The organism is Micromonospora sp. L5, assembly GCF_000177655.2.
Lineage (GTDB): Bacteria > Actinomycetota > Actinomycetes > Mycobacteriales > Micromonosporaceae > Micromonospora > Micromonospora aurantiaca.
The window spans coordinates 4,108,444-4,132,940 of the sequence record NC_014815.1 but is presented as its reverse complement, the minus strand read 5'-3'; the positions used below and the strand labels follow the sequence as shown (position 1 = coordinate 4,132,940).

Below are 24,497 nucleotides of genomic sequence, written 5' to 3'. Positions count from 1 at the left end.
AGGTGGCCTGCGCGGGCACGATCAGCTCGGTCACTTCACCACCCCCGCGCCGCCGCCGGCCTCAGCCGTCATCCCCCGCAGCTTCAGCCGGGCCCGCCCGGTGACGCCGTAGCCCTTGCCGAAGTGGCGTTCCAGGTAGTACTGGCCGACCAGCAGGATGCTGGTCAGGAACAGGTACCACAGACACGCCGCGACGTACATCGGGAAGATCTGGAACGTCCGTTTGCCGACCGCGTCGAGCTGGAAGAACAGCTCCACGCTCACCGGCACGTAGAGCAACAGCGACGTGTCCTTGAGCATGGCGATGGTCTCGTTGCCGGTCGGCGGGATGATCACCCGCATCGCCTGCGGCAGCACCACCCGGCGCAGCAACTGGGCGCGGCTCAGGCCGAGTGCCTGGGCGGCCTCGGTCTGGCCGGGATCGACCGACTGGATGCCGGCCCGGACGATCTCCGCCATGTACGCGGCCTCGGAGAGCGCGAGGCCGAGCAGACCGGCCATGAAGCCGGTCAGGATGTCGCGGGAGGAGAACCCGAACAGCCGCAGTTGCAGGTTGTCGATGCCGAACAGCTGACCGATCTGGGTGTCGAACGGCACCCCGAACTCGACCCGGCTCCACAGGATGCCGATGTTGCCGAAGACGGCCAGCAGCACCAGCCGGGGCACGGCCCGGAAGAACCAGGTGTAGAGCCAGGCCACGCCGCGCAGGATCGGGTTGTCCGACAGCCGCATCACGGCGATCACCACGCCGAGCGTGACGCCGATCAGCATCGCGCTGACGGTCATCAGGACAGTGCCGCGCAGCAGGCCCTCGATGATCGGCGGCCGGAACATCTTGTCGACCATGAAGGACCAGTTGAAGGCCTCATTGGTCACCAGCAGGTGGACGAACATCGCCGCCAGGACGGAGAGCACCGCCACCGCGACCCATCGTCCGGGGTGCCGCACGGGCACGGCCTTGATCGGTTCCGGCCGTGCCCGCGCGGTTGTCGCTTCCTCGGTGGTCATGTCGTCACGGGTTGATCGCGGGGTCCGTGATCGCGCCGTCTCCCACCTTCCACTTGTCGAGCACCTGCTTGTACGAGCCGTCGGCGATCACGGCCTTGGTGGCGTCCCGCACCGCCTCGGCCAGCTGCGTCTGCTCCTTGGCCAGCACGTAGCCGTACGGCGCCGCCTCGTACTGCTTGTCCAGCAGCTCCAGGGCGTCGTTGGACTGCGTCACCGCGTACACGCCGACCGGGTAGTCGGCGAGCATCGCGTCGTCCTTGCCGGAAACGACGGCGGCGGTGGCGGCGTCCTGACCCGGGAACTGGTCGATCGTGATAGCCGGCTTGCCGGCGTCGGTGCACGCCTTGGACCGCTTCTGGATGTCCTCGACCTGGACCGTGTCCTTCTGCACAGCGATCTTCTTGCCGCAGGCGTTGTCCAGCGCGACCCCGGCCGGGTTGCCCTTCTTGGTCACCCACTGGGTGCCGACCTGGAAGTAACTGACCATGTTCGCCTGGCCCTTGCGGTCGTCGTTGATGGTGAACGACGAGACGCCCGCCTCGTACTTGCCCGAGTTGACGCCGTTGATGATGTCGCCGAACGGCGCCGAGACGAACTCCGCCTTGAGGCCCAGCTTGGCCGCCACGGCGGTGAACAGCTCGACGTCGAAGCCGATCACGGTCTTGCCGTCGGTGTCCAGGAACTCCGCCGGGGCGTAGGTGGAGTCGGTGCCCACCACGATCTTGCCGTCCGACTTGATCGCGTCCGGGACCTTCGCGGCCAGCGCGGCGTCGACCGACGACGAGACGCTGGGCCCGCCACCGGGCTGGTCGGTGCTCTCCTCCTCGCCGCACGCGGCGAGGGAGAGCAGCAGGACGGCCGCACCGGCGACGCCGAGCGCCGCCCGCCGTCCGGGGTTGGGGTGGAACATGGCTGTACTCCTTTTGCGAGGGGTCGGTCAGGCCACGCCGAGGTAGGCCTCTTTGACCGAGGGGTCGTGCAGCAGGTCCGCGCCGGAACCGCTCTTGACGATCCGGCCGGTCTCCAGCACGTACGCCCGGTGGGCGCGCGCCAGCGCCTGCTGGGCGTTCTGCTCCACCAGCAGGATCGTGGTGCCCTGCTGGTTGATCTCCGTGATGATCGTGAAGATCTGCTGGATCAGCATCGGCGCGAGACCCATCGACGGCTCGTCGAGCAGCAGCAGCTTCGGCCGGCTCATCAGCGCCCGGCCGACCGCGAGCATCTGCTGCTCGCCGCCGGAGAGCGTGCCGCCGGGCTGCTTGCGCCGCTCGGCCAGCCGCGGGAACAGGTCCAGCACCCGGGCCAGGTCCTGGGCGATACCGGCCTTGTCCCGCCGGGTGTACGCGCCCATGTCCAGGTTCTCCAGCACCGACATGCCGGGGAAGATGCCCCGGCCCTCGGGCGCCTGGCACAGCCCGCGCCGCACCCGAAGGTCGGCCCGGAGCTTGGTGATGTCCTCACCGGCGAACTTGATCCGGCCGGATGCGACCGGCCGGATGCCGGAGATCGCCCGCATGGTGGTGGACTTGCCGGCGCCGTTCGCGCCGATCAGCGCGACGATCTCCCCCTCGTCCACGGTCAGGCTGATGCCGTGCAGCGCCTGGATCCGCCCGTAGAGCAGGCTCACGTCCTCGATCTCAAGCAGCATCGTCCGGCACCCCCAGGTACGCCGCGACCACCTTCGGGTTGTCCCGCACCTCGGCGGGCAGCCCTTCGGCGATCTTCTTTCCGAACTCCAGGACCACGATCCGGTCGGTCACGCCCATCACCAGGCGCATGTCGTGCTCGATCAGCAGCACCGTCACGCCCTGGTCCCGGATCTGCCGGATGAGCTGGAGCAGCTCCTCCTTCTCCGCCGGGTTGAAGCCGGCGGCCGGCTCGTCCAGGCAGAGCAGCTTCGGGTCGGTGGCCAGCGCGCGGGCGATCTCCAGCCGGCGCTGCTCGCCGTAGGACAGGTTGCGGGCGAACTCGTGCATCCGGTTGCTGATGCCGACGAACTCCAGCAGGCGCTCGGCCTTCTCCCGGCCCTCGCGCTCCTCCTTCCAGTGCCGCGGCAGGCGCAGCAGGGCGGAGATCACGCTGGTCTTGTGGTGTGCGTCCGCACCCACCTGGACGTTCTCCAGCGCGGTCATCTCCGGGAAGAGACGGATGTTCTGGAACGTACGGGCCATGCCCATCCGGGTGATCTGGTGGCGCTTCTTGCCACTGATCTTCTGGCCCAGGAACCGGATCTGCCCCTCGGTGGGCTGGTAGATGCCGGTCATCGCGTTGAAGCAGGTGGTCTTGCCGGCGCCGTTCGGGCCGATCAGGCCGAGGATCTCACCCTTGTAGAGGGTGAAGTCCACGTCGTTGAGGGCCACCACGCCGCCGAAGCGCAGCGTGACGTGGTCGACCTCCAGCAACGGCTCCCGCTCGGCGACCGTCTCGACGGCGGGGGCCGCCGCCTGGGCCGGAACGGCCGGGGTCTGCTCGGTGTCACTCACCGACGATCACCTCCTTGCGGCGGTCCTTGAACTCCGCCGCCCGTCGCCGGTTCGGGATCAGGCCCTGCGGCCGGAAGATCATCATCACCACGAGCACCAGGCCGAAGAAGAGGAACCGGTACTCGTACAGCTCCACGCCGAACAGCTCGATGCCGCGGAACCGCTCGATCATGTACGCCACCAGGCCGCCGCCGACGATCGCGCCGACGATGTTGCCCGAGCCGCCGAAGATGACAGCGGCCAGGATGATGATCGAGTTGAGCAGCTCGAAGTTCTGCGAGTTGACGAAGTTCTGCTTACCGGCGAACAACGCGCCGGCCAGGCCGGCGATGGCCGCGCCGGAGGCGAACGCCCACAGCTTGAACTTGAACGTCGGCACGCCCATCAGCTGGGCGGCGTCCTCGTCCTCGCGGATCGAGATCCAGGCCCGGCCGACCCGGCTGTGGGTCAGGTTCCGCACCCCGATCACCACCAGGATGATCAGCGTGAGCACCAGCCAGTAGTACGGGCGGGCGTCGAGCACGCCGAACCACGGCCGGCCGTCGGCGTACTGGCCGGGCGGGTGCGGGATCTGGTTGAAGCCGCGCTGTCCCTTGAGGAACTCGGAGCTGACCGCCGCGATCCGGATCATCTCGGCGAAGCCGAGCGTCACCAGCGCCAGGTAGTCGCCGCGCAGGCGCAGCGTCGGCGTGCCGAGCATGACGCCGGAGACCATGGTCAGGGCGATCGCGATCGGCACCACCAGCAGCCACGGCCACAGCGTCTTGATGTCGCTGCTCGGCGAGGTCAGCACCGCTACCGTGTACGCGCCGACGGCGAAGAAGCCGAAGTAGCCGAGGTCGAGCAGGCCGGCGAAGCCGACCACGATGTTGAGCCCGACCGCCAGCAGCACGTAGATCGAAACCGTGAACATCACCTGGGTGAAGTTCGCTCCCGGGGTCGGGATCGGCCCGAGGTACTGGTAGAACTCCTTGTTCGGCAGCGCGTAGAAGAACGCGATGACCGCGACCAGCAGCACCCAGCGCACCCAGCGCGGCGCGTGGTGCCAGCGCTCCGAGATCGCGTGCCGGCCCTGCCGCAGCTTGTCCGCCGCCGTCTCCCGCCGCTCCGGCGGGTCGATGGTGGTCGTCATGCGCGTGCCCTCCCCAGTGATTCGCCGAGCAGACCGGTCGGCCGGAACATCAGCAGGACGACCAGCACCGCGAACGCGGCGAAGTCCTTCCACTGGCTGCCGAACAGGCCCGCGGCGTAGTTCTCCACGACGCCGAGCAGCAACCCGCCGACGAGCGCGCCGCGCAGGTTGCCGATACCGCCGAGCACCGCCGCGGTGAACGCCTTGAGGCCCAGCAGGAAGCCGACGCTGTAGGTGAGCGTCTGGATCCGCACGTCGTAGAGCAGGCCCGCGACGCCGGCCATGGTGCCACCGGCGATGAAGACCATCAGGATGATGCGGTCCTTGTTGACGCCCATCAGCGCCGCCGTGTTGGCGTCCTGAGCCACCGCCCGGATGCCGCGGCCGGTACGGCTGCGGTTGATGAACTGGTCCAGCGCGAACATCATCACCAGCGCGGAACCGATCGTGAGCAACTGCACCGCGTCGATCGGCACCCCGGCGACGTGGAACAGCGGCTCCGAGCTGACCAGGATCGGCGCACCCTCCGGCCGCCGCCGGGTGTAGACGCCGAACGCCTCCGAGATGGCGATCGAGGCACCGATGGCGGTGATGAGGAACGCCAGCGGCGGCGCGTTGCGCTTCCGCAGCGGCCGGTACGCGACCCGTTCGATCACAGTGGCGGTGCCCGCCGAGGCGATCGCAGCCACGATCATCGCCACCAGCAGGTAGAACATGATCGAGCCGATGCCGCTGACCTGCGAGTTCTGGTCGAGTCCGAAGCCGTTCCAGGTCCAGATCGCGGCGAACGCGCCGGCGATGAAGACCTCGGAGTGGGCGAAGTTGATGAGCCTGAGCACGCCGTACACAAGCGTGTAGCCGAGCGCGACCAGGGCGTAGATGGCGCCCTGCGTCAAGCCGGTCGTGGTGAGTTCCCCGAAGTTGGAGAACAATCCGTCGAAGTCCAAGGGAGGGACGCTCCGTCGCTCAAGAGAAAAAGAGGGTGCGGCCGGGAGCCAGCTCCCGGCCGCACCCGCGATCACTACTCAATCGCCAGTCCAGCGATCGAACGATCAGGACTTGGGGATCTCCTGGTCCGGGACGACCTTGCCGCCCTGCACCTTGAACGCCCAGACCTTGACCTGCGCCGGGTCCAGCTCGCCGCCCTCGACGAACTTGTAGCTGGCGGCAACGCCCTCGCCGCTGTAGCCCTTCACGAACTCCAGCAGGTCGGCACGGGTGCTCTTGCCGGCCTTGATGCCCGCCAGCAGGATGTTCGCCGCGTCGTAGGCGGTGTCGCTGTAGGTGCCCGGCTCGGTGCCGTTGAGCGCCTTGAAGTCGGCGGCGAAGGTGCCGCGGGCCTCGGTGGACGGAGCGCAGGGGCAGGTGAGGATGGTGCCCTCGGCGGCGGCCGCACCGGCGGAGGTGATGTACGCGCCGTCGTTCACGCCGTCACCGGCGACCAGCGGAGCGGTGACCCCGGCAGCGGTGAGCTGCTTGCGGATCAGGCCGGCCTCCTGGTAGTAGCCGCCGTAGAAGACCGCCTTGACGTTGGCGGCCTTGACCTTGGTGACCACACCGGAGAACTCGACCTGCTTGCCCTCGCCCTGGACCTTGTCGCTGCCCACGACCGAGGCGCCGAGAACCTTCTTGACCTCGTCGGCCAGGCCGGCGCCGTACGCGGACTGGTCGTCGATGACGTAGACCCGGTCGGCCTTCATCACGTTCTTGATGTAGTTACCGGCGGCGGGGCCCTGGCTCAGGTCGTTGCCGACCGCCCGGAAGAAGGTCTTCCAGCCCTGCTCGGCGAGGCTGGGACGGGTCGCGGAGGGGGTGATGGTGACCAGACCGGCCTCGCTGAACAGCGGGCCGGCGGCCTCGGACTCGCCCGAGTAGGCCGGACCCACGACACCCAGGATCTTGGTGTCGTCGATCGCCTTCTGGGCCAGACCCGGCGCCTGGTCCGGGCTGCCCTGCGAGTCGAGCTCGGCGAGCTCGACCTTGCAGTCCGCGTTCTCCTTGTTGTACTTGTCGACGGCCAGCTTGACGCCGTTCTTCTCGTTGATGCCCAGCGCGGCCGAGCTACCGGTCAGCGCGCCGAAGAAAGCGATCTTGCTCCCGCAGGCGCTGCCCCCGGAACCCTCATCGTCGCTGCCGCTGGAACAAGCGGTGCCACCGGCGACGAGCGCCAGCATGGCGACCCCGCCGATCACGCGTGCGAGCTTCTGCCTCAAGGCCCGAACCCTCCTCCGTCCATGATCCGAACCACCCGCCGCTGATTGGCCCTTGCGGGGTGGACGAACCAAGACCGTCGTCGCCGGTCTGGGGCGGGACGTTATCCCACCGTGAGCGGTGGCGTAAGACCTGGAAAGCGGGGTTGACCGAACCGTTACACGCCGTGGCGGATTCAAGCCCATCGGCGTAAGAACCGAAGGCCGGGAAAGGCATTCGCCGACTATTCCTCGGTAACGAGCCATGCCCTCTCCACCCGCTACCGATCGACGGTTGGCAACGCCCCCCACCAGGCACGGGACGTCCTCCCGTCATCGGCGATCACGAGCAGCCGGTCGTCGCCGACCGCCACCGCCAGCGCCGCGTCGCCCCCGTCCGGCACCGGCACCGGCGTGATCACCGGAAGCCACGACGCGCCGCCGTCACGCGACATCCAGAGCCGTCGCTGAGCCCCGTCCCCGGTCACCGCGACGAGCCGCCCATCCGACGCCGCGAGCGCGTCCACCGACGACACCCCGGGGCCCGCCGAGCCGAACCCGCCGACCCGCCGCCACCCCTGCGCCGCACCCGCCGAACCGGCGGACGGCGAGCCACACTCGTCGCACCCGCGCCACACCGCGAAGCGGTCACCCACCGGACCGACTGCCACCGGGCCGCCGTCGGGCGACACCACCCGCTCGGCCGCCCCGGCGACGCCCGCCGGCACCGGCAGGACCACCCGCCGCCACACCCGGCCGTCGGACGAGAACCACGCGAGCGGCGTCCGGGCCGTCCCGCCGGGCGGCAGCAACGACCCCACCACCAGCCAGCCCGGTCCCACCGACGCCACGTCGTACGCCGCCGTCCGGCCCCGGCCGTCGCCGGCCAGCTCCGCGACCCCCTCGCGCAGGACGAACCCCTCCGCGTCGGGCGACGACCACACCGCCGCGCCGTCCGCGCGCGCCCCCGCCACCAGCCAGCCGTCCGGCCCGGCCGCCAGCCGCGACGCGCTCACCGCGCGCGGGCCGCCGAACAACTCGAACGCCGCCGGCACCTCCCGCAACGGCCCGCCCGGACGCCACACCCACGTTCCGGTACGCGGATTGCCGTGCACGCCACCGGTCTTCGCACCCAGCGCCGCCATCCCGTCGTCGCGGCAGGCCACCGCGTAGAGCACGTGCTGACGGCCGTAGAACGTCTGCGCGCGCACCGGAATCGGCGACCAGGTCACGCCGTCCGATGAGGACCAGGCAGCCGGGCGGGTCTCCCCCGCCGGATCGACCAGCCCGCCCACCACGTACCACCGGCCGGCGCACCGCGCGACGTCGCGCAGCACCGGACGTCCGGCGGCGCCGGCGGGAAGGGCCAGATCGACGGACTGCCACTGCGGTCGTACGGGGGCGGGCTCGGGCAGCGGTCGCGGAGTCGCGTGGCAGGCCACCAGGAGCAGCGCGGCGACGACGGCGACGAGGACCGGCCGGGCGCGCGCGGAAGGCATGGATCCGATCCTATCGATCGGACGCCTCCGCGGGAGGTCAGGACGCGGGCTGCTCCACCTCGCCGCCGGCGGTCTCCGCGAGGATCCGCTCGGCGACCTCCTTCATGGTCATCCGGTGGTCCATCGCGGTGCGCTGGATCCACTTGAACGCCTGCGGCTCGGTCATCCCGTACGTGGTCATCAGCGCACCCTTGGCGCGCTCGACGGTCTTGCGGATCTCCAACCGGTCGGTGAGACCGGCGACCTCCGACTCCAGCGCGGCGATCTCGGAGTAGCGGGACAGCGCGATCTCCACCGCCGGCACCAGGTCGCTCTTCTGGAACGGCTTGACCAGGTACGCCATCGCGCCGGCCGCCCGCGCCCGCTCCACCAGGTCACGCTGGCTGAACGCGGTCAGGATGATCACCGGGGCGATGCGCGCGCCGGCGATCCGCTCGGCGGCGGCGAGCCCGTCCATGATCGGCATCTTGATGTCGAGGATGACCAGATCCGGCTTGAGCTCCTCGGCGAGCTTGACGGCGGTCTCGCCGTCACCGGCCTCGCCGACCACCTCGTAGCCCTCTTCGACAAGCATCTCGGCCAGGTCCAGCCGGATGAGCGCCTCGTCCTCGGCGATCAGAACGCGCTTGCGCTCGGCGTCCGCCTGCATCTCGCCCACGAGCCACTCCCACCGGTTCGAGCCCGACACCCGCCGTGCCGGGTGTCGCCGCCCCTAGCGTAGTAGGTAACCTATGGCACGACGCGAGAGCGTCGCGCGAGCCTGTCCCCGTATTCCAATCGGCAGAGAAACGGAGCTCAAACCTCCGACAGTGTGGGTTCGAGTCCCACCGGGGACACCGAAGTTGTCGTACGGGCGTTCGAAGATGCTCTCGTGCACCCACCCGAGATCCGCGCCCGAGCACGTCAGGCCTTTTTGTCCGGGGCGACCGTCGCGGAGGCGGCCCGCGCCGTCGGCCTCAACTACCGCACCGTCTGGCACTGGTGCAGAGACCGCCCGACCGCCGCGGTTCTAGGCACCGCACTGCGGTGTTTCCGTTGCCGCGACGATGTCAGCGTTCCGACAGATCCGGCGGCCTACGCCTATCTTCTCGGGCTCTACCTTGGCGACGGGCATCTCGTGACCAGGGCGCGGGTGCCGGTGCTCCGGATCTCCTGCAGCAACAGCTGGCCCGGACTGATCGAGGCGTGCGACGACGCCATGCGCGCGGTGCTGGCGGAGAAGGTGCAGCGCGTCCGGCATCCGGGGTGCGTCAGCGTGCAGAGCTACGGCAAGCACTGGCCGTGCCTGTTCCCCCAGCACGGCCCTGGCAAGAAGCACCAACGCCCGATCGTCCTGGCCGACTGGCAGCGCCCCATCGTCGAGGCCCACGCGGGCGACTTCCTCCGCGGCCTCTTCCATTCCGACGGCTGCCGCTTCGCCAACCGGGTCGTCGTCCGGGGCAAGGAGTACGTCTATCCCCGTTACATGTTCCACAACGAGTCGGGCGACATCATGGGTCTGTGCCAGCAGGCCCTCGACCGGCTCGGCATCGCCTGGCGGATGAACCGCCGCAACTCCCTGTCGGTGGCCCGCCGGGAAGCCGTCGCCGCCCTCGACCGGCACGTCGGCCCGAAGTCGTGACCCGGCGACGCCGCGCACGCGGCCTGCCGACGGGCGTCAGATCCGCGCCAACGCCCGCGCGAGATCCGCCCGCAGGTCCTCCGGGTCCTCCAGGCCGACCGAAACCCGCAACAGCCCGCCGCACGGCTTGGCGTCGCCCTCGACCGGCCGGTGGGTGAGCGAGGCCGGGTGCTGGATCAGCGTGTCGACGCCGCCGAGCGACACGGCGTGCGTGATCAGCTCGCAGGCGCCGGCGACCTCGGCCGCGGCGGGCGCGCCGCCGCGTACCTCGAAGGCGAGCAGGCTGCCGGTGCCGGACATCTGGCGGCCGACCAGTCCGGCCGGGTCGTGCAGCGACGGGTGGTGGACGCGCTCGACGGCGGGGTGCCCGGCGAGCCAGGCGGCGAGCTTCTCCGCGCCGGCCTGCTGGGCGCGGACGCGCAGCGGGAGGGTCTGGATGCCGCGGTGCAGCAGGTACGCGCCGAGCGGGTGCAGGATGGCGCCGGTGACCGCGCGGACCTGGCGCAGCCGGGCGGCCCACTCGGGTCCGCAGGCGACGACGCCGGCGAGGACGTCGCCGTGGCCGCCGATGCTCTTGGTGGCGCTGTGCAGCACGAGCGCGGCGCCGTGGCGGGCGGGCTGCTGGAGCACCGGGGTGGCGACGGTGTTGTCGACGAGCAGCGGGACGTCACCGGCGGCGTCGGCGAGCGCGGCGATGTCGACCAGGTCGAGGCTGGGGTTGGCAGGCGTCTCGACCACGACCAGGGCGGTGTCGGGGCGGATCGCGGCGGCCACGTCGGCGGTGGTGGCCCAGGTGACAGCGGTGCCGAGCAGGCCGGTGGCGAGGACGTGGTCGGTGCCGCCGTAGAGGGGGCGGACGGCGACGACGTGACGCTTGCCGTCGCGGGTGGCGGCGAGCAGGGTGGCGGTGAGCGCGGCCATGCCGCTGGCGAACGCGACGGCCTCGGCGGTGCCTTCGAGCTCAGCGAGGGCGGTCTCGAACCGGGCCACAGTGGGGTTCCAGAGGCGCTGGTAGACGGCGCTGCCGCCGGCCGGGAGGGTGCCGCCGGTGGCGAGTGTCTCGTAGTCGTCACCGCCGCCGGCCACCGAGGGCAGCGGGTTGGTGGTGGACAGGTCGATCGGCGGGACGTGGACGCCGAGCCCGGCGAGGTCGGCGCGCCCGGCGTGTACGGCTGCGGTGTCCACGGAAGTCATGCCGGAAGCGTCGAACATGACGACGGCTAGAGGCAATAGCAGCGAACAAGATTCTGACGATCACGCTTTCGCCCGGCTGTGATTCGGTGAAAGATGGTCGCATGCCTGCCGCACCGAATGATGTACGGCCGTTCGCCGGCCTGGACGACATCGACCGCGCGATCCTCACCGAGCTGGCGGCCGACGGCCGGCTGCCGAACAACGCGCTGGCCGAGCGGGTCGGGGTGGCGCCGTCGACGTGCCTGACGCGTACCCGGGCGCTGCGGGAGTGCGGGGCGATCCGCGGGTTCCACGCCGAGGTGGACCCGGCGGCGGTGGGCCTGCCGTTGCAGGCGCTGGTGTCGGTGCGGCTGACCGCGCACGAGCGGGCCGCTGTTGACGCGTTCCGCGCCCGGTCGGTACGGCTGCCCGGCGTGGTGTCGGTGTTCCACGTGGCGGGCGCGGAGGACTACGTGCTGCACGTGCGCGCCGCCTCCGGCGACGCGCTGCGGGACTTCGTCCTGGATCATCTGGCTGTCGATCCGGCGGTGCAGCACACGCAGACCAGCCTGATCTTCGAGCAGGCCCGCGGTATGGGGTAGCGCACCCGGCGGAACAATTCCGGCACGTCGCGGGTTGCACCTGCCTGTGATCGACGTACCCATGTCTGTTCTTGATCTTGCCCCGGTGGCGGCGACCGGCAACGCCGGTGAGGCGCTGCGGTACACCACGGAGCTGGCCCGCCGCACCGAGGAGCTGGGCTACCGCCGGTTCTGGGTGGCCGAGCACCACAACATGCCCGCCATCGCGAGTTCCGCCCCGGCGGTGCTGCTCGCGCACCTGGCGGCGAACACCAGCACGATCCGGCTCGGCTCGGGCGGGGTGATGCTGCCCAACCACGCGCCGCTGGTGGTGGCCGAGCAGTTCGGCACGCTGGAGGCGCTGCACCCGGGCCGGATCGACCTGGGCATCGGCCGGGCGCCGGGCACCGACCAGGTGACCGCGCTGGCGCTGCGCCGCACCATGGAGGGCCTGTCCGCGGAGCACTTCCCGCGCGAGCTGGCCGACCTGATGAACTACTTCTCCGGCGCCGAGCCGGGCCCGATCACCGCGACGCCGGGCCGCGGCCAGTCGCCGCAGGTGTGGCTGCTCGGGTCCAGCGGGTTCAGCGCGCAGCTGGCCGGTCTGCTCGGGCTGCCGTTCTCGTTCGCGCACCACTTCAGCTCGCAGAACACGATCCCGGCGTTGCAGCTCTACCGGCAGAACTTCCGGCCGTCGCAGTGGCTGGACCGGCCGTACGCGATGGTGGCTGTCAACGCGGTCTGCGCGGAGACCGACGAGCGGGCCGAGTGGCTGGCCGGGCCGTCCGGGCTGTCGTTCCTGAAGCTGCGGTCGGGGCGGCCGGAGCCGCTCGTCACGCCGGAGGAGGCGGCGGCGTACCCGTACTCGGAGTTCGAGCGGGAGTTCGTCGCCCAGCGCCGCGACGGCCAGGCGACCGGTTCGCCGGAGACGGTGGCCCGGCAGCTCGGTGAGTTGCTGGAGCGCACCGGTGCGGACGAGCTGATGCTCACCACGATGGTGTACGACGTGGCGGACCGGGTCCGCTCGTTCGAGCTGATCGCCGAGAAGGTGGCGGGCGGGCTGCGCCGGGAGGGCTGAAACACGCTCTTCATAGCGACGTCACCGCACCGTCGCGTGGGACGCATAACTTTGTCCCCGGTGGTGGTACGGCATTCCCGGTCGGGACGGGTCGGGAATGCTGCGGTGTGGTGCACCGGGTCGCCGGCGGAGCGGATTCCGCGGCCGGCGACCCGGTGCCTGCCGTTTCAGCGCAGGTAGATGTTCGGCGCGGGCGGGGTGCTCATGCCGTCGCCCAGGAAGTAGCCGGGGTGCGGCGGCTGGTTGTAGGCGGTGTTCTGCCAGGCCACCGCCACCCGGTACTGCGGGTCGTGCATCAGCGTCGGCAGGCGCAGCCCGGTGGTCACAGGCGTGCTGTAGATCCGTAGCGCCGTGCTGTCGGAGGTGCGCCAGACGACCTCCTCGCGCCAGTCGCCGAGCAGGTCCGCGGAGAGCGCCGGGGTGGACTTGGTGCCGTTGTTCGAGGCGACGCCGCTGCCGGTGAGCAGCCGGGTGTCGCCGCCGGTGCCGTACTTGTCGATCTTCGTGGCGTCGAGCAGCTCCCGGACCGGGTCGCCGTCCCACCAGATCAGGAAGTTCGCCGACGACGGTTTCCGCCCGACGTTCTGGCCCCGGGTGTTCCGCAGCCCGTCGACAGCCGACGACCAGGACTCGGCACCCGGGCTGCCCGCCCAGACGTCGCCGGAGACGCCGCGGCCGTTGTCGCCGCTCGGCGCGGTCTGCCAGATGATCTGCCCGGTGCGCGCGTCGGCCATCCAGGAGCTGGGCTTGCTGCCGTCCTCGTCGACCTTGAACACCTCCAGGCCGGAGCGGGACGGGTCGAGGTCGCCGACGTGCAGCGCGTCGCCGTGGCCGTTGCCGGTGGAGTACAGCAGCCGGCCGTTGTCGTCGATCGTGGCGGCGCCGTACACGATCTCCTGGCGGCCGTCGTTGTCCACGTCGGCCACCGAGAGCTGGTGGTTGCCCTGGCCGGCGGCGGCACCGTTGCCGGAGGCGTTCGAGTCGAACGTCCAGCGCTTGCGCAGCGTGCCGTCGCGGAAGTCCCACGCCGCGACGACGGCCCGGGTGTAGTAGCCGCGCGCCATGATCAGCGAGGGGCGCTGCCCGTCCAGGTACGCGGTGCCGGCGAGGAACCGGTCGACCCGGTTGCCGTACGAGTCACCCCAGGACGAGACGGTGCCGCGCGGCGGGTCGTAGTCGACAGTGGACAGCGCCGCGCCGGTGCGGCCGTCGAACATGGTCAGGTACTCCGGTCCGGCGAGCACGTAGCCGCTGGAGTTGCGGTGGTCGGCCGAGCCGTTGCCGATCACCTGGCCGGTGCCGGAGCGGGTGCCGTCGGCGGTCTTCACGGCCACCTCGGCGTCCCCGTCGCCGTCGTAGTCGTACACCTGGAACTGGGTGTAGTGGGCGCCGGCGCGGATGTTACGGCCGAGGTCGATGCGCCACAGCCGGGTGCCGGTGAGCGTGTACGCGTCGATGTAGACGTTGCCGGTGTAGCCGGACTGCGAGTTGTCCTTGGCGTTCGCCGGATCCCACTTGAGCACGAACTCGTAGCGGCCGTCGCCGTCGAGGTCACCGACGCTCGCGTCGTTCGCCGCGTAGCTGTACCCCTCCCCGGACGGGGTGGTGCCGCCGGGCGGCGACTGGATCGGCACGTCCAGGTAACCGTTGGCGAACTGGAGCGCCGGGGCGGACGCCGCCTGCTCGGCGCCGTTCACCACGGCCCGCACGGTGTACGCCGATCCGGCCGCCGCGCCGCTGTCCAGGTACGTGGTGGCGCCGGTGATCGGACTGCCGTTGACCTTGGTGCCACCCCGGTAGAGGTTGAACGAGACCCCCGTCGTCTCGGTGCCGAGCAGCCGCCAGGAGACCAGGTTCCCGCTGCCGGAGCGGACGCTGATCAGGCCTCGGTCGAGGTCCTCCATCTGCTTCGCGCCGGCCGGCGGGGTGGTCGGTGGCGGGGTGGTGGGCGGGGGTGTGGACGGCGGAGGCGTGGTGGGCGCGGGCGTGCTCGGTGGTGGCGTCGACGGTGGCGCGCTGGTGGACGGCGCGCCGGTGCAGGCGGTGCCGTTGAGCGTGAACGCGGCCGGGACCGGGTTCGACGCGTTGTTCCACGAGCCGTTGAAGCCGAAGTTCGCGGTGCCGCCGGTGCCGATGGCCGCGTTGTAGCCGGCGTCGCGGGCGCTGACCTGCGCGCCGGACTGGCTGACAGTCGCGTTCCACGCCTGGACGACCTGCTGGCCGGCGGCGAAGCTCCAGCCGAGGGTCCAGCCGTTGACCGGATCGCCGAGGTTCGTCACTGTCACGTCGGCGCCGAAGCCGCCGCTCCACTGGTTGGTGATCCGGTAGTCGACCCGGCAGGCGGCGGCAGCCGCCGCGGCGGTCATCGTGGTGAGCGCGCCGGCCGACAGGGTGACCGCCGAAGCCGCGGCGAGCAGCGCGATCCGACGGCGTGGGGTGGTGAGGTGCACGGGGAATGCCTTTCGCGGAGGTCAGGCACGGGGCGAGCGCCGGCCTGCCCGGACCGGCGAATTCGTGCCCTGACGCGACGAGCGACGTCAACACATCGACGTCCATGATTCGGCTCCGCGCTCCGTCAGCCTAGGTCACCGCTGGACACGCCCACAAGCGCCGGACTCACCGAGCATGTCGCACGCGCCCTTCACCCCGTCCCGTCGCGGTGGCGGCCGGCGCGGCGGCACGGCGGGTCGGCGGCACGGCGGGTCGGCGGCACGGCGGGTCGGCGGCACGGCGGGTCGGCGGCACGGCGGGTCGGCGGCACGGCGGGTCGGCGGCACGGCGGGTCGGCGGCACGGCAGAGTCGCGGCGGGCGGCGAGAAGGGACAGCCGACAACCGATATGCCTCTCGGTCATAAATATGACCGAGAGGCATATCGGTTGGAGGGCTTGTGTCTCCGGAGGGCGACACGCCGAGGAACACCCATCGCGGGTGCGGGCGCGCCCCGGGAAGGCCCAGAGGCTCAGCCTTCGACGGCGGCGGCGAGCTTCCGCGACTCCGCGGCCTCGGCGGACTCCCCCGACGCCGCGGACTCCCCCGACGCCGCGGGCTCCGCCGGCGCGGCGGACTCACCCGGCTTGGCGAACTCCGCCGGCTCCGCCGACGCGGCAGGCTCTCCCGCCGGAGCAGGGCCGTCGGCGAGGGCCGCCTCGACTGTGGCGCGTGCCCGGCGGGTACGGCGCAGGGCGCGCACCGCCAGCCCGACGGCGACCAGCCACGCGACGCCGAGCAGCACGTACACCACCACCGGCACCGAGCCGCCCACGCCGCCGGCGCTCAGCAGCGTGCGGGCGTTCGTCAGCACGATCACGCCGCCGATCACGGCGCCGAGCAGCTGGGCGGGGACGATGCGGACCAGCCAGGCCGCGATCGGCGCGGCGATCAGGCCGCCGACCAGGAGAGCGGCCACAGTGGGCAGCAGGAAACCCTCGGAGCCCAGGCCGATGAGGAAGCCGATGCTGGCCGCGCCGGCCACCACGAACTCGGAGGTGTCCACCGAGCCGATGACCTTGCGGGGTTCCATCCGGCCGGAGACGAGCAGCGCCGGGGTGGCGACCGGCCCCCAGCCACCGCCGCCGGTGGCGTCGACGAAGCCGGCGACCAGGCCGAGCGGGGCGAGGAAGCGGCTGCGCAGCCGGCCGGCCGCGCGGTTGGCGCGCAGCGGCCGGGAGAACCGCACCAGCAGGTACGCGCCGAGCGTGAACAGGATGGCGGCCATCCACGGTGCCGCGGCCTCGGTGGAGATGGAGCTGAGGAACGTCGCCCCGGCGAACGCGCCGATCGCGCCGGGCAGCGCGATGCGGCCGACCACCCGCCAGTCGACGTTACCGAATCGCCAGTGCGAGACGCCCGCGGCGAGCGTGGTGCCGATCTCGGCCAGGTGCACCGAGGCGGACGCCGCGGCCGGTGCCACACCGGCGAACAGGAGAAGCGTCGAGGAGGTCAGCCCGTACGCCATGCCGAGCGCGCCGTCGACGAGTTGCGCGGCGAGCCCGACGAGGGCGAGGACCAGCAGCTTGCGCACGAGCGCCCCCTGACTTTTCGGTATCTCCTATCAACTTGGTCGACAATGCGGCACGGAGGCGCCCCGGGTCAAGTCCCCCATCCGGTTGGTAGGAGACGCCGGACGGTGTGCCGGGGTGTGCGGAAGCCGGCGTCAGCTCCAGGCGCGCGGGTCGGCGGCCAGCTCGTTGACCCGGCCGGGCAGCGCGCCGGCGGCCACGTCGGCGATGGTGACCAGCTCGAGGATCTCCCGCTCGCTGGCCCGAAGCGCGATCCAGACGTCCTGCAACGCGCGGGCCGCACCCTGGTAGCCGAGCTGTTCCGGGCGCTGCCCGCGTACGTGCGCGAGTGGACCGTCGATGACGCGGATCACCTCGGCCAGGGAGATCTCCCCGGCCGGCCGGGCCAGCCAGTAGCCGCCCTCGGGGCCACGCTGGGCGTGCACGATGCCGCCCCGGCGCAGTTGCAGCAGGATGCTCTCCAGGAACTTCGGCGGGATGTCCTGCGCGCGGGCGATCTGCTCGGCGGTCACCGGCCGGCTCCGCCCAGTGGTCCCCCCGACCGCGACCGAGGCCAGCTCAGCGGCCGCGCGGAGGGCATAGTCGACCCGGGCGGAGAGACGCATACGGCCAGGTTAGTCCGCTGCGGTGCGGGCCGGCCCCCCGACCCGCACCCGGACGATCACCGATCGGGCTCTCAGCCGCCGACGCGCCGCAGCAGCCCCTCCTGGACGGCGCTGGCGATGTGCCGGCCGTCGGTGGTGAACATCCGGCCCGTGGCCAGGCCGCGGGCGCCCGATGCGGACGGGCTCCAGCAGTCGTACAGGAACCACTCGTCGGCGCGGAACGACCTGTGGAACCACAGCGCGTGGTCGAGGCTCGCGCCGACCACACCGCCCGGGCCCCACACCTCGCCGTGCACCGACAGCACCGAGTCCAGCAGGGTCAGGTCGGAGGCGTACGTGAGGGCGCACGCGTGCAGCAGCGGATCGTCCGGCAGCTTGCCGTCCAGACGCATCCACACCCGCTGGTGCGGTTCGGCCGGGCGGTCGCCGGGGCGGACCCAGCCGGGCTCGCCGACGTAGCGCACGTCGATCGGGCGCGGGATCATCCCCCAGATGCCGAGGCGCTCCGGGTAGCGGGAGAGCCGGTCGGTCATGGTCGGCACGTCGTCCGGGCCGGGTACGTCCGGCGGGAGCGGGGCGTGGTGGTCCAGCCCTTCCTCCTGCCGCTGGAACGACGCCGACATGAAGAAGATCGGCTTGTCGTGCTGCAACGCCACCGAGCGACGCACCGAGAAGGAGCGGCCGTCACGGACGTTCTCCACCTGGTACTCGATCGGCTCGGCCGGGTCGCCGGGGCGCACGAAGTAGCCGTGCAGGGAGTGCACGGCCCGCTCCGCGTCGACTGTGCGGCCTGCTGCGACCAGGGCCTGGCCGGCGACCTGCCCGCCGTAGACCCGCTGCGGGCCCACCTGCGGGCTCATCCCCCGGAAGGTCATCTCCCCGGTACGGGCGAGGTCGAGCACCTCCAGCAGCTGGTCGACCGCCGCCTGCCCGGTCGCCACTGCGCCACCACTCACTGGAGCGCCCGGGCCGAGGCCGCGTCGACCAGCGAACCGAGCTGGTGCACGCGCAGCGTGTTGGTGGAGCCGGGGGTGCCGGGCGGGCTGCCCGCCACGATCACCACGTAGTCACCCGGGTTGGCCCGGTTGAGGCCGAGCAGCGCCTGGTCGACCTGGCGGAACATGTCGTCGGTGTGCTCGACGAACGGCATCAGGAACGTCTCCACGCCCCAGGAGAGCGCGAGCTGGTTGCGCACCTCCGGCACCGGCGTGAACGCCAGCAGCGGCAGGTCGCAGTGCAGCCGGGCCAGCCGCTTGACGGTGTCACCGGTCTGCGAGAACGCGACCATGGCCTTGGCGCCGATGGCCCGGGCGATCGACGAGGCGGCGACCGTGAGCGCGCCGCCGTGCGTACGCGGGTCGTGCTGCAACCGGGGGACGGCGATCGAGCCGGCCTCGGTGGTGGTGATGATCTTCGCCATGGTGCTGACGGTGAGCACCGGGTACTTGCCGACGCTCGTCTCGCCGGAGAGCATCACCGCGTCCGCGCCGTCGAGCACCGCGTTGGCCACGTCGGAGGCCTCGGCGCGGGTCGGGCGGGAGTTCTCGATCATCGAGTCGAGCATCTGGGTGGCCACGATGACCGGCTTGGCGTTCTCCCGGCACAGCTGCACGGCACGCTTCTGCACCAGCGGCACCTGGTCCAGCGGCAGTTCGACGCCGAGGTCGCCGCGGGCGACCATGACCCCGTCGAAGGAGAGCACGATCGCCTCCAGGTGGTCGACCGCCTCCGGCTTCTCGACCTTGGCCAGGACCGGGCGGCGCACGCCCTCCTCGTCCATGATCGAGTGGACGAGCTTGATGTCCTCCGGCGAGCGGACGAAGGAGAGCGCGACCAGGTCGACGCCGAGGCCGAGGGCGAAGCGCAGGTCCTCGGCGTCCTTGTCGGACAGGGCCGGGACGCTCACCGCGACGTTCGGCAGCGAGACGCCCTTGTTGTTGGAGACCGGGCCGCCCTCGGTGACCAGGCACCGGATGTCGTTGCCGGTGACGTCGCTGACCTCGACCGCGACCCGGCCGTCGTCGATCAGCAGCCGGTCGCCCGGCTTCACCTCCTGCGGCAGCTTGCGGTAGGTGCAGGAGACCCGCTCCTTGGTGCCCACCACCTCGTCGCCGGTGATCACGACGGAGTCGCCGGTGCGCCACTCGTGCGGGCCGTCGGCGAACCGGCCCAGCCGGATCTTGGGCCCCTGGAGGTCGGCGAGCACGGCGACCGGGCGCCCGGACGCCTCGGCGGCCTCCCGGACCAACCGGTAGACCGATTCGTGGTCGGCGTGACTGCCGTGGCTGAAGTTGAGCCTCGCCACGTTCATGCCGGCTTCTACGAGCCCGCGGATACGCTCCGGGGAGGCGGTTGCGGGGCCGAGAGTGCAGACGATCTTCGCGCGGCGTGTCACGCCCATCAGGCTAGTCTCTCCTCCGGATCGGCCTCCCGGCCGACCCCTTGCGGACTGCGGAACATTTGTCCAACGACGCGCGTCAACCGCGTGGGCGGGCGGTAGGCGTACCGCACCGGAACGTCGTGTGGCGGGCATCGGCGACCGCGCGGTGAGAAATCGTACCGCTCCCCGTCACGGGCCGGCCGGGGGCACTGTGGGGCCGCCGCGCCCGGCCGTCCGGCCGTGGGCGGGCACTGGGTACGCGGCAGCGGGCGGTGCCGTCGGAGGGGCTCGCGCGGAGCCTCAGCTCTCCGTCTTGACCAGCGGGAACTCCAGTGAGCCGGCCGGGCAGAGGAAGGTGAGCACCTCGACCCGGTAGAGCCCGGCCTGCACCGCCGGGTCGGCCTCCATGACGCTGCGGACGTCGTCCACCGAGCCGGTCCGGGCCAGGCCGAAACCGATCGGCGGGTCGGGTTCCCGGGCCGGGCCGTCGACCGACCCGTCCACGAGCACGATGCCGCGCCGTTGCAGCGCCCGCATGTGCTGGAGGTGCTCGGCCTGCAACCGCTGCACTGTCTCGTCCGGCAGGGCCCGTCCCGAGGGCCCCGGGTAGAGCACGATGCACTCGTACGTGTCCAGCGCGAAGTCGAGCCGTGGCGTCGCGGCCATGCGCACCTCCTGACCACCGTCCCGCCCAGCCTCCCACGGCGGCCCGGTGCGCCGGGGCCGCTCGCCGCAACTGCCAGTGCTTCGCCGCCACGATTCGGGGAATGTCCAGGGGTCGGGGCGCAGCACCGCCCCGCGAGGTACGTACGAGCACAGGAGGACCGCGAATGGCCACCAGCACCCAGCCCGCCAAGGCGTCGGGCAGCTACCGGATCGGTGGCGACCTGCCGGTCGACCGCCTCGGCTACGGGGCGATGCAGCTCACCGGCCCCGGCGTGTGGGGCGACCCGAAGGACCCGGCCGAGGCGGTGCGGGTGCTGCGCCGCGCGTACGAGCTGGGCGTCACGTTCATCGACACCGCTGACTCGTACGGGCCGTTCGTCAGCGAGCTGCTGATCCGCGAGGCGCTGCACCCGTACGCCGACGACCTGGTCATCGCGACGAAGGCCGGGCTGACCCGCTCCGGCCCGGACGACTGGCGGCCGGTGGGCCGCCCGGAGTACCTGCGCCAGCAGTGCGAGCTGAGCCTGCGCCACCTGGGCCTGGACTGCATCCCGCTCTACCAGCTGCACCGCATCGACGCGAAGGTGCCACTGGCCGACCAGCTCGGCGAGCTGGCGCTGCTGCGCCAGGAGGGCAAGATCCGGCACATCGGGCTGTCCCAGGTCAGCGTCGAGGAGATCGAGGCGGCCCGGGCGATCGCGCCGATCGTGTCCGTGCAGAACCTCTACAACCTGGCCGACCGCAGCGCGGAGGACGTGCTGGAGCACTGCGAGCGCCACGACCTGGCGTTCATCCCGTGGTTCCCGATCGCCACCGGCAACCTGGCCCGGCCCGGCGGCCCGCTCGACGCGATCTCGACCTCGCACGGCGCCACCCCGGCGCAGCTCGCGCTGGCCTGGCTGCTGCGCCGCTCGCCGGTGATGCTGCCGATCCCCGGTACCTCGTCGGTGGCGCACCTGGAGGAGAACGTGGCGGCGGCCGGGGTGGAGCTGACCGACGACGAGTTCGAGGCGCTGGCCAAGGCAACCTGAGCCGGCCGCCGCACCTCCGCCGACCGACCCTTTCGCGGACTGTGATCGAGCAACTACTGTCAGAGGGATTCTCGCGAGTGGGGGTCCGCTGTGGAGGAGTTCGACTACGTCATCGTGGGGGCCGGTGCGGCGGGGTGCGTGCTGGCGAACCGCCTCACCGAGGATCCGGGGACGCGGGTGCTGCTGCTGGAGGCGGGCGGCTGGGACCGCAGCCCGTACGTGCGGGTGCCGAAGGCGTTCTCCCGGCTGATGGACGACCAGCGCACCGCCTGGCACTACCCGGCCACCACCGGGCCGGGCCGCCAGGAGATCTGGCAGCGCGGACGGATGATCGGCGGCTCCACGTCGGTGAACGGCATGATCTGGAGCCGCGGCGCGGCCCGGGACTGGGACGCCCTCGAACCGCTGGGCTGGGGCTGGTCGGCGATGCGGCGGGTGTTCCCGCAGTTGGAGGACCACCCGCTCGGGCCCGCGCCGCACCGGGGCACCGGCGGCCCGGTGCGGCTGTCCGTCACCACCGGCACCGACCCGCTCGCCGAGGAGATGGTGGCCACCGGCGCCGAGCTGGGCTGGCGCCGCGCCGACGACCTGGACGCCCACGACGACGAGCGGATCGGCTACCCCACCGCCACGATCCGCGCCGGACGCCGGGTCAGCGCCGCGGACGCGTTCCTGCACCCGGTGCGGCGCCGGCCCAACCTGACCGTCGAGGTCGGCGCCGTCGTCCTGCGGGTGCTCGTCGAGGGCGGCCGCGCCACAGGTGTACGGGTGGCGCGCGGCGGCGGGGAGACCACGTACCGGGCGGCGGGTGAGGTCATCCTCGCCGCGGGCGCCCTCGCCACCCCGCACCTGTTGCAGGTCTCCGGCATCGGCCCGGCGGACACGCTGCGCGCGGCCGGGGTGCCGGTGCTGCTCGACCGGCCCCGGGTCGGCGCAGGGCTGCGCGAGCACCGGTCGATCGTGCTCCAGTACCGCCTCGCCGAACCCGGCGGCCACAACATGACCATCGGCAGCCCGCTCGGGCAGGCCCGGGCGACGCTGCGCTGGCTGCTCACCCGGGGCGGACCGCTCGCCCTGCCGGTGCTGGACGTGGCGGCCCACCTCAAGTCCCGGCCGGAGCTGGATCGCCCGGACGCGCACCTGCTGATGGCGCCGTTCTCGGCCGCCCCGCCGCGCCCTGGCAAGGCGCTGGAGCTGGAGCGGGAGCCGGGCCTGATGTGCCTGGGCACCGTCACCCGGCCGGACAGCGAGGGCAGCCTGACGATCACCGACGCGGACCCGCGTACGCCGCCGGCCATCGTGGCGAACTACCTCACCACGGAGCACGACCGGCGGGTGGCGGTGGACCTGTTCCGCCGGATGCGGGAGTTCTTCGGCACCGGCCCGATCGCGAAGCGCATCCAGGCCGAGACGGTGCCCGGAACGGCGACCACCACCGACGCGGAGATCGTCGAGGCGGCTGTGGCACGCGGCTACTGCGGCTACCACGCGATCGGCACCTGCGCGATGGGCACCGGCGACGAGCACGTGGTCGACCAGCGGTTGCGGGTACGCGGCGTGGACGGGCTGCGGGTGGTCGACGCGTCGGTGCTGCCGGTGATGGTGGCCGGCTGGACCAGCGCCCCGGTGACCGCGCTGGCCTGGCGGGCCGCCGACGTGATCAGGGGACGGGACGCGGACTGACCGCCCGGACCCGGCCGGCGCCCGCACCGGGGCCCGGCCGGACGTGCCCGGACCCGCGCGACGGCGGGTCCGGGCACGTGGCTCAGACCGCGAAGCAGTTCGGCTGGACCGGGGCGCCGGCGAGCACCTGGCGCACCGCCGTGTACGTGGTGCCGTCCAGCACCAGCCCGAGGTGGCCGACGACCCGCAGCGGGCACCAGGCCTGCACCAGGATGTTCGTCGCGCCGTCGGCGAGCACGGCGTTGTCGACCGGCCGGACCAGCTCGTCCTGCCAGGTGCGCACGGTGGCCCAGCGGACCGGGCCGGGCGTGTCGTCCCCGGCGTTGAGGTCGGCGAGGAAGCTCGACCCGATGGTCATCTGCTGGCAGGCGATCACACCGGCGCAGCTGCCCAGCCCGAGGACGGCGACCAGATTCGCGACGTAGGTGCCGTACTGCGGGCTGCCCAGGCTGACGTACTGGTCGACGGTGGCCGCGCCGCCGAGGTACTTGACGTACCAGCGGCTGACCAGCCCGCCCTCGGAGTGGCCGACCAGGTCGACGCGGGCCGCGCCGGTGGTGGCACGCACCCGGTCCACGTAGGACGACAACGCCCGGGCGGACTCGCGGATGTCGCCGAGACCGAGGTTCGGCAACTGGAAGATCGAGACCCGGTAGCCGTCGGCGCGCAGCCGGGCGGCGATCGGCTCGTACGCGATGGAGATTCCACTCAGGCCACCGACCACGATCACCGGGTCGGCGGCCGCGGCGGCGGCCCGTTGCGCGGCGGTGGCGACGGCGGCCGTGTTCGACGGGGTGGCGGGTTCGGCGGTGGCGGCCTGGGCGGCGGCCGGGACGAGCAGGACGGTGGCGGCGGTGGTGGCGGCCAGGATCGTTCGGAGCAGCATGGGCTGCACCTCCGGGGGGAGGCACCCGGGCGGACCCGGGGGGACGGGTGGGATCCGATCGATCGTGGTCACGATGATGCGTGTCCGATTTCACACACGTCAATGAAAAGTTACGCGGCGGTAACCCTTGTCGCGCCCTCAGCACAAACCGGCATGCCGGACCGGGCTCAGTTGCCCAGCGCCTGCACCTTCGCGATGGTCTCCTGCACGTGCTGCCGGGCCGGTTCCCCGCCCTGCGCGGCCTGCGCCAGCGCCTGCCGGTAGGAGTCGATGACCCCGATCAGCGGGCCCGCCGTGGCCCCCTCCAGCGCGCCCGCCACCAGCGCCCGCGCCTCGGCCGCGTCCTGCGCGGCAGCGGCGGTGCGCGCCTTGGCCTCGTCCAGCTTCTGTGCCGCCGCCGCCAGCCTGGCGATGATCTCCGCCGCGCTCACACGCCCTCCCCCAGCTCACCGACCCCGGAAG

The 24,497-nt window shown here is 71.9% G+C and carries 23 protein-coding genes and 1 tRNA gene; 6 read left to right on the top strand and 18 right to left on the bottom strand.

The features are described 5' to 3' along the window. Positions 1 to 30: 30 nt before the first annotated feature. The 9 genes from ML5_RS19520 to ML5_RS19480 all read right to left on the bottom strand — a co-directional run bounded on the left by ML5_RS19520 (position 31) and on the right by ML5_RS19480 (position 8,969). The gene (locus ML5_RS19520) at positions 31 to 1,008 is read right to left on the bottom strand and encodes an amino acid ABC transporter permease (protein ID WP_013287514.1); all 978 of its coding nucleotides are present in this window, start codon (positions 1,006 to 1,008) and stop codon (positions 31 to 33) included. Positions 1,009 to 1,012: 4 nt separating this feature from the next. Next, entirely contained in the window at positions 1,013 to 1,918 is a 906-nt protein-coding gene (locus tag ML5_RS19515; RefSeq protein WP_013475846.1) for an ABC transporter substrate-binding protein, read from the bottom strand. A gap of 27 nt (positions 1,919 to 1,945) precedes the next feature. After that, a complete protein-coding gene (locus ML5_RS19510) occupies positions 1,946 to 2,656 on the bottom strand; it encodes an ABC transporter ATP-binding protein (RefSeq protein ID WP_013475845.1) in 711 nt (236 codons plus the stop codon). After that, positions 2,646 to 3,491, bottom strand: coding sequence for an ABC transporter ATP-binding protein (locus ML5_RS19505; RefSeq protein ID WP_013475844.1), 846 nt, complete (start codon positions 3,489 to 3,491; stop codon positions 2,646 to 2,648). Before ML5_RS19505 ends, ML5_RS19510 begins: the two co-directional genes overlap by 11 nt. Continuing rightward, the gene (locus ML5_RS19500; RefSeq protein ID WP_013475843.1) at positions 3,484 to 4,623 is read right to left on the bottom strand and encodes a branched-chain amino acid ABC transporter permease; all 1,140 of its coding nucleotides are present in this window, start codon (positions 4,621 to 4,623) and stop codon (positions 3,484 to 3,486) included. Before ML5_RS19500 ends, ML5_RS19505 begins: the two co-directional genes overlap by 8 nt. Further along, complete coding sequence (locus tag ML5_RS19495) at positions 4,620 to 5,570, bottom strand: branched-chain amino acid ABC transporter permease (RefSeq protein ID WP_013475842.1); 951 nt, start codon at positions 5,568 to 5,570, stop codon at positions 4,620 to 4,622. The genes ML5_RS19500 and ML5_RS19495 overlap by 4 nt, the downstream gene beginning before the upstream one ends. A 105-nt stretch (positions 5,571 to 5,675) precedes the next feature. After that, entirely contained in the window at positions 5,676 to 6,836 is a 1,161-nt protein-coding gene (locus ML5_RS19490; RefSeq protein ID WP_013475841.1) for a branched-chain amino acid ABC transporter substrate-binding protein, read from the bottom strand. Between the two features lie 257 nt (positions 6,837 to 7,093). After that, positions 7,094 to 8,311 (bottom strand): hypothetical protein, encoded by a 1,218-nt coding sequence (locus ML5_RS19485; RefSeq protein ID WP_013475840.1) that lies wholly within the window; start codon positions 8,309 to 8,311, stop codon positions 7,094 to 7,096. Positions 8,312 to 8,348: 37 nt separating this feature from the next. After that, positions 8,349 to 8,969 carry an ANTAR domain-containing response regulator gene (locus ML5_RS19480; RefSeq protein WP_013287522.1) on the bottom strand — a complete coding sequence of 207 codons (621 nt, stop codon included), beginning with the start codon at positions 8,967 to 8,969 and terminating at the stop codon, positions 8,349 to 8,351. Positions 8,970 to 9,073: 104 nt separating this feature from the next. Here ML5_RS19480 and ML5_RS19475 point away from each other — a divergent pair. Continuing rightward, positions 9,074 to 9,147 (top strand) — tRNA-Leu (locus ML5_RS19475). 35 nt (positions 9,148 to 9,182) lie between these two features. Then, a complete protein-coding gene (locus tag ML5_RS19470) occupies positions 9,183 to 9,932 on the top strand; it encodes a hypothetical protein (protein WP_013287523.1) in 750 nt (249 codons plus the stop codon). A 36-nt stretch (positions 9,933 to 9,968) separates the two neighbouring features. On the opposite strand, the gene ML5_RS19465 is transcribed toward ML5_RS19470, so the two are convergent. Continuing rightward, a complete protein-coding gene (locus ML5_RS19465) occupies positions 9,969 to 11,144 on the bottom strand; it encodes a PLP-dependent aspartate aminotransferase family protein (RefSeq protein WP_013475838.1) in 1,176 nt (391 codons plus the stop codon). An 83-nt stretch (positions 11,145 to 11,227) separates the two neighbouring features. On the opposite strand from ML5_RS19465, the gene ML5_RS19460 reads away from it, so the two are divergent. Then, a complete protein-coding gene (locus tag ML5_RS19460; RefSeq protein ID WP_013475837.1) occupies positions 11,228 to 11,707 on the top strand; it encodes an Lrp/AsnC family transcriptional regulator in 480 nt (159 codons plus the stop codon). A gap of 61 nt (positions 11,708 to 11,768) precedes the next feature. Next, positions 11,769 to 12,764, top strand: coding sequence for an LLM class flavin-dependent oxidoreductase (locus ML5_RS19455; RefSeq protein WP_174361724.1), 996 nt, complete (start codon positions 11,769 to 11,771; stop codon positions 12,762 to 12,764). Positions 12,765 to 12,931: 167 nt separating this feature from the next. On the opposite strand, the gene ML5_RS19450 is transcribed toward ML5_RS19455, so the two are convergent. The 6 genes from ML5_RS19450 to ML5_RS19425 form a co-directional block, all read right to left on the bottom strand. Next, a complete protein-coding gene (locus ML5_RS19450) occupies positions 12,932 to 15,214 on the bottom strand; it encodes a cellulose binding domain-containing protein (RefSeq protein ID WP_013475836.1) in 2,283 nt (760 codons plus the stop codon). A gap of 510 nt (positions 15,215 to 15,724) precedes the next feature. Then, positions 15,725 to 16,786, bottom strand: a complete 1,062-nt coding sequence (locus ML5_RS19445; RefSeq protein WP_013475835.1) for a sulfite exporter TauE/SafE family protein — start codon at positions 16,784 to 16,786, stop codon at positions 15,725 to 15,727. 132 nt (positions 16,787 to 16,918) lie between these two features. Beyond that, entirely contained in the window at positions 16,919 to 17,389 is a 471-nt protein-coding gene (locus ML5_RS19440) for an Rrf2 family transcriptional regulator (RefSeq protein WP_013287529.1), read from the bottom strand. Positions 17,390 to 17,460: 71 nt separating this feature from the next. Continuing rightward, positions 17,461 to 18,330 (bottom strand): acyl-CoA thioesterase II, encoded by an 870-nt coding sequence (locus tag ML5_RS19435; RefSeq protein ID WP_013287530.1) that lies wholly within the window; start codon positions 18,328 to 18,330, stop codon positions 17,461 to 17,463. A gap of 11 nt (positions 18,331 to 18,341) precedes the next feature. Beyond that, a complete protein-coding gene (pyk, locus tag ML5_RS19430) occupies positions 18,342 to 19,790 on the bottom strand; it encodes a pyruvate kinase (RefSeq protein ID WP_013287531.1) in 1,449 nt (482 codons plus the stop codon). Between the two features lie 279 nt (positions 19,791 to 20,069). After that, a complete protein-coding gene (locus tag ML5_RS19425; protein WP_013287532.1) occupies positions 20,070 to 20,435 on the bottom strand; it encodes a YciI family protein in 366 nt (121 codons plus the stop codon). Between the two features lie 164 nt (positions 20,436 to 20,599). On the opposite strand from ML5_RS19425, the gene ML5_RS19420 reads away from it, so the two are divergent. Continuing rightward, positions 20,600 to 21,466: an aldo/keto reductase gene (locus ML5_RS19420; RefSeq protein WP_013475834.1), complete on the top strand. Its 867-nt coding sequence runs from the start codon at positions 20,600 to 20,602 to the stop codon at positions 21,464 to 21,466. A gap of 90 nt (positions 21,467 to 21,556) precedes the next feature. Then, positions 21,557 to 23,149 carry a GMC family oxidoreductase gene (locus tag ML5_RS19415; RefSeq protein WP_013475833.1) on the top strand — a complete coding sequence of 531 codons (1,593 nt, stop codon included), beginning with the start codon at positions 21,557 to 21,559 and terminating at the stop codon, positions 23,147 to 23,149. 82 nt (positions 23,150 to 23,231) lie between these two features. Here ML5_RS19415 and ML5_RS19410 read toward each other — a convergent pair whose 3' ends face one another. Together ML5_RS19410 and ML5_RS19405 are read right to left on the bottom strand one after the other, a co-directional pair. Next, complete coding sequence (locus ML5_RS19410) at positions 23,232 to 24,035, bottom strand: alpha/beta fold hydrolase (RefSeq protein WP_013475832.1); 804 nt, start codon at positions 24,033 to 24,035, stop codon at positions 23,232 to 23,234. A gap of 167 nt (positions 24,036 to 24,202) precedes the next feature. Continuing rightward, positions 24,203 to 24,466, bottom strand: a complete 264-nt coding sequence (locus tag ML5_RS19405; protein ID WP_013287536.1) for a DUF6244 family protein — start codon at positions 24,464 to 24,466, stop codon at positions 24,203 to 24,205. Positions 24,467 to 24,497: the final 31 nt, after the last annotated feature.

Bases quoted from the DNA above. Each gene is read 5' to 3' on its own strand.
- ML5_RS19425 (WP_013287532.1), bottom strand. From the start codon at position 20,435: ATGGCCGCGACGCCACGGCTCGACTTCGCGCTGGACACGTACGAGTGC.
- ML5_RS19520 (WP_013287514.1), bottom strand. From the start codon at position 1,008: ATGACCACCGAGGAAGCGACAACCGCGCGGGCACGGCCGGAACCGATC.
- ML5_RS19410 (WP_013475832.1), bottom strand. From the start codon at position 24,035: ATGCTGCTCCGAACGATCCTGGCCGCCACCACCGCCGCCACCGTCCTG.
- pyk (WP_013287531.1), bottom strand. From the start codon at position 19,790: ATGGGCGTGACACGCCGCGCGAAGATCGTCTGCACTCTCGGCCCCGCA.
- ML5_RS19455 (WP_174361724.1), top strand. From the start codon at position 11,769: ATGTCTGTTCTTGATCTTGCCCCGGTGGCGGCGACCGGCAACGCCGGT.
- ML5_RS19500 (WP_013475843.1), bottom strand. From the start codon at position 4,623: ATGACGACCACCATCGACCCGCCGGAGCGGCGGGAGACGGCGGCGGAC.
- ML5_RS19420 (WP_013475834.1), top strand. From the start codon at position 20,600: ATGGCCACCAGCACCCAGCCCGCCAAGGCGTCGGGCAGCTACCGGATC.
- ML5_RS19485 (WP_013475840.1), bottom strand. From the start codon at position 8,311: ATGCCTTCCGCGCGCGCCCGGCCGGTCCTCGTCGCCGTCGTCGCCGCG.
- ML5_RS19460 (WP_013475837.1), top strand. From the start codon at position 11,228: ATGCCTGCCGCACCGAATGATGTACGGCCGTTCGCCGGCCTGGACGAC.
- ML5_RS19440 (WP_013287529.1), bottom strand. From the start codon at position 17,389: ATGCGTCTCTCCGCCCGGGTCGACTATGCCCTCCGCGCGGCCGCTGAG.
- ML5_RS19510 (WP_013475845.1), bottom strand. From the start codon at position 2,656: ATGCTGCTTGAGATCGAGGACGTGAGCCTGCTCTACGGGCGGATCCAG.
- ML5_RS19515 (WP_013475846.1), bottom strand. From the start codon at position 1,918: ATGTTCCACCCCAACCCCGGACGGCGGGCGGCGCTCGGCGTCGCCGGT.
- ML5_RS19465 (WP_013475838.1), bottom strand. From the start codon at position 11,144: ATGTTCGACGCTTCCGGCATGACTTCCGTGGACACCGCAGCCGTACAC.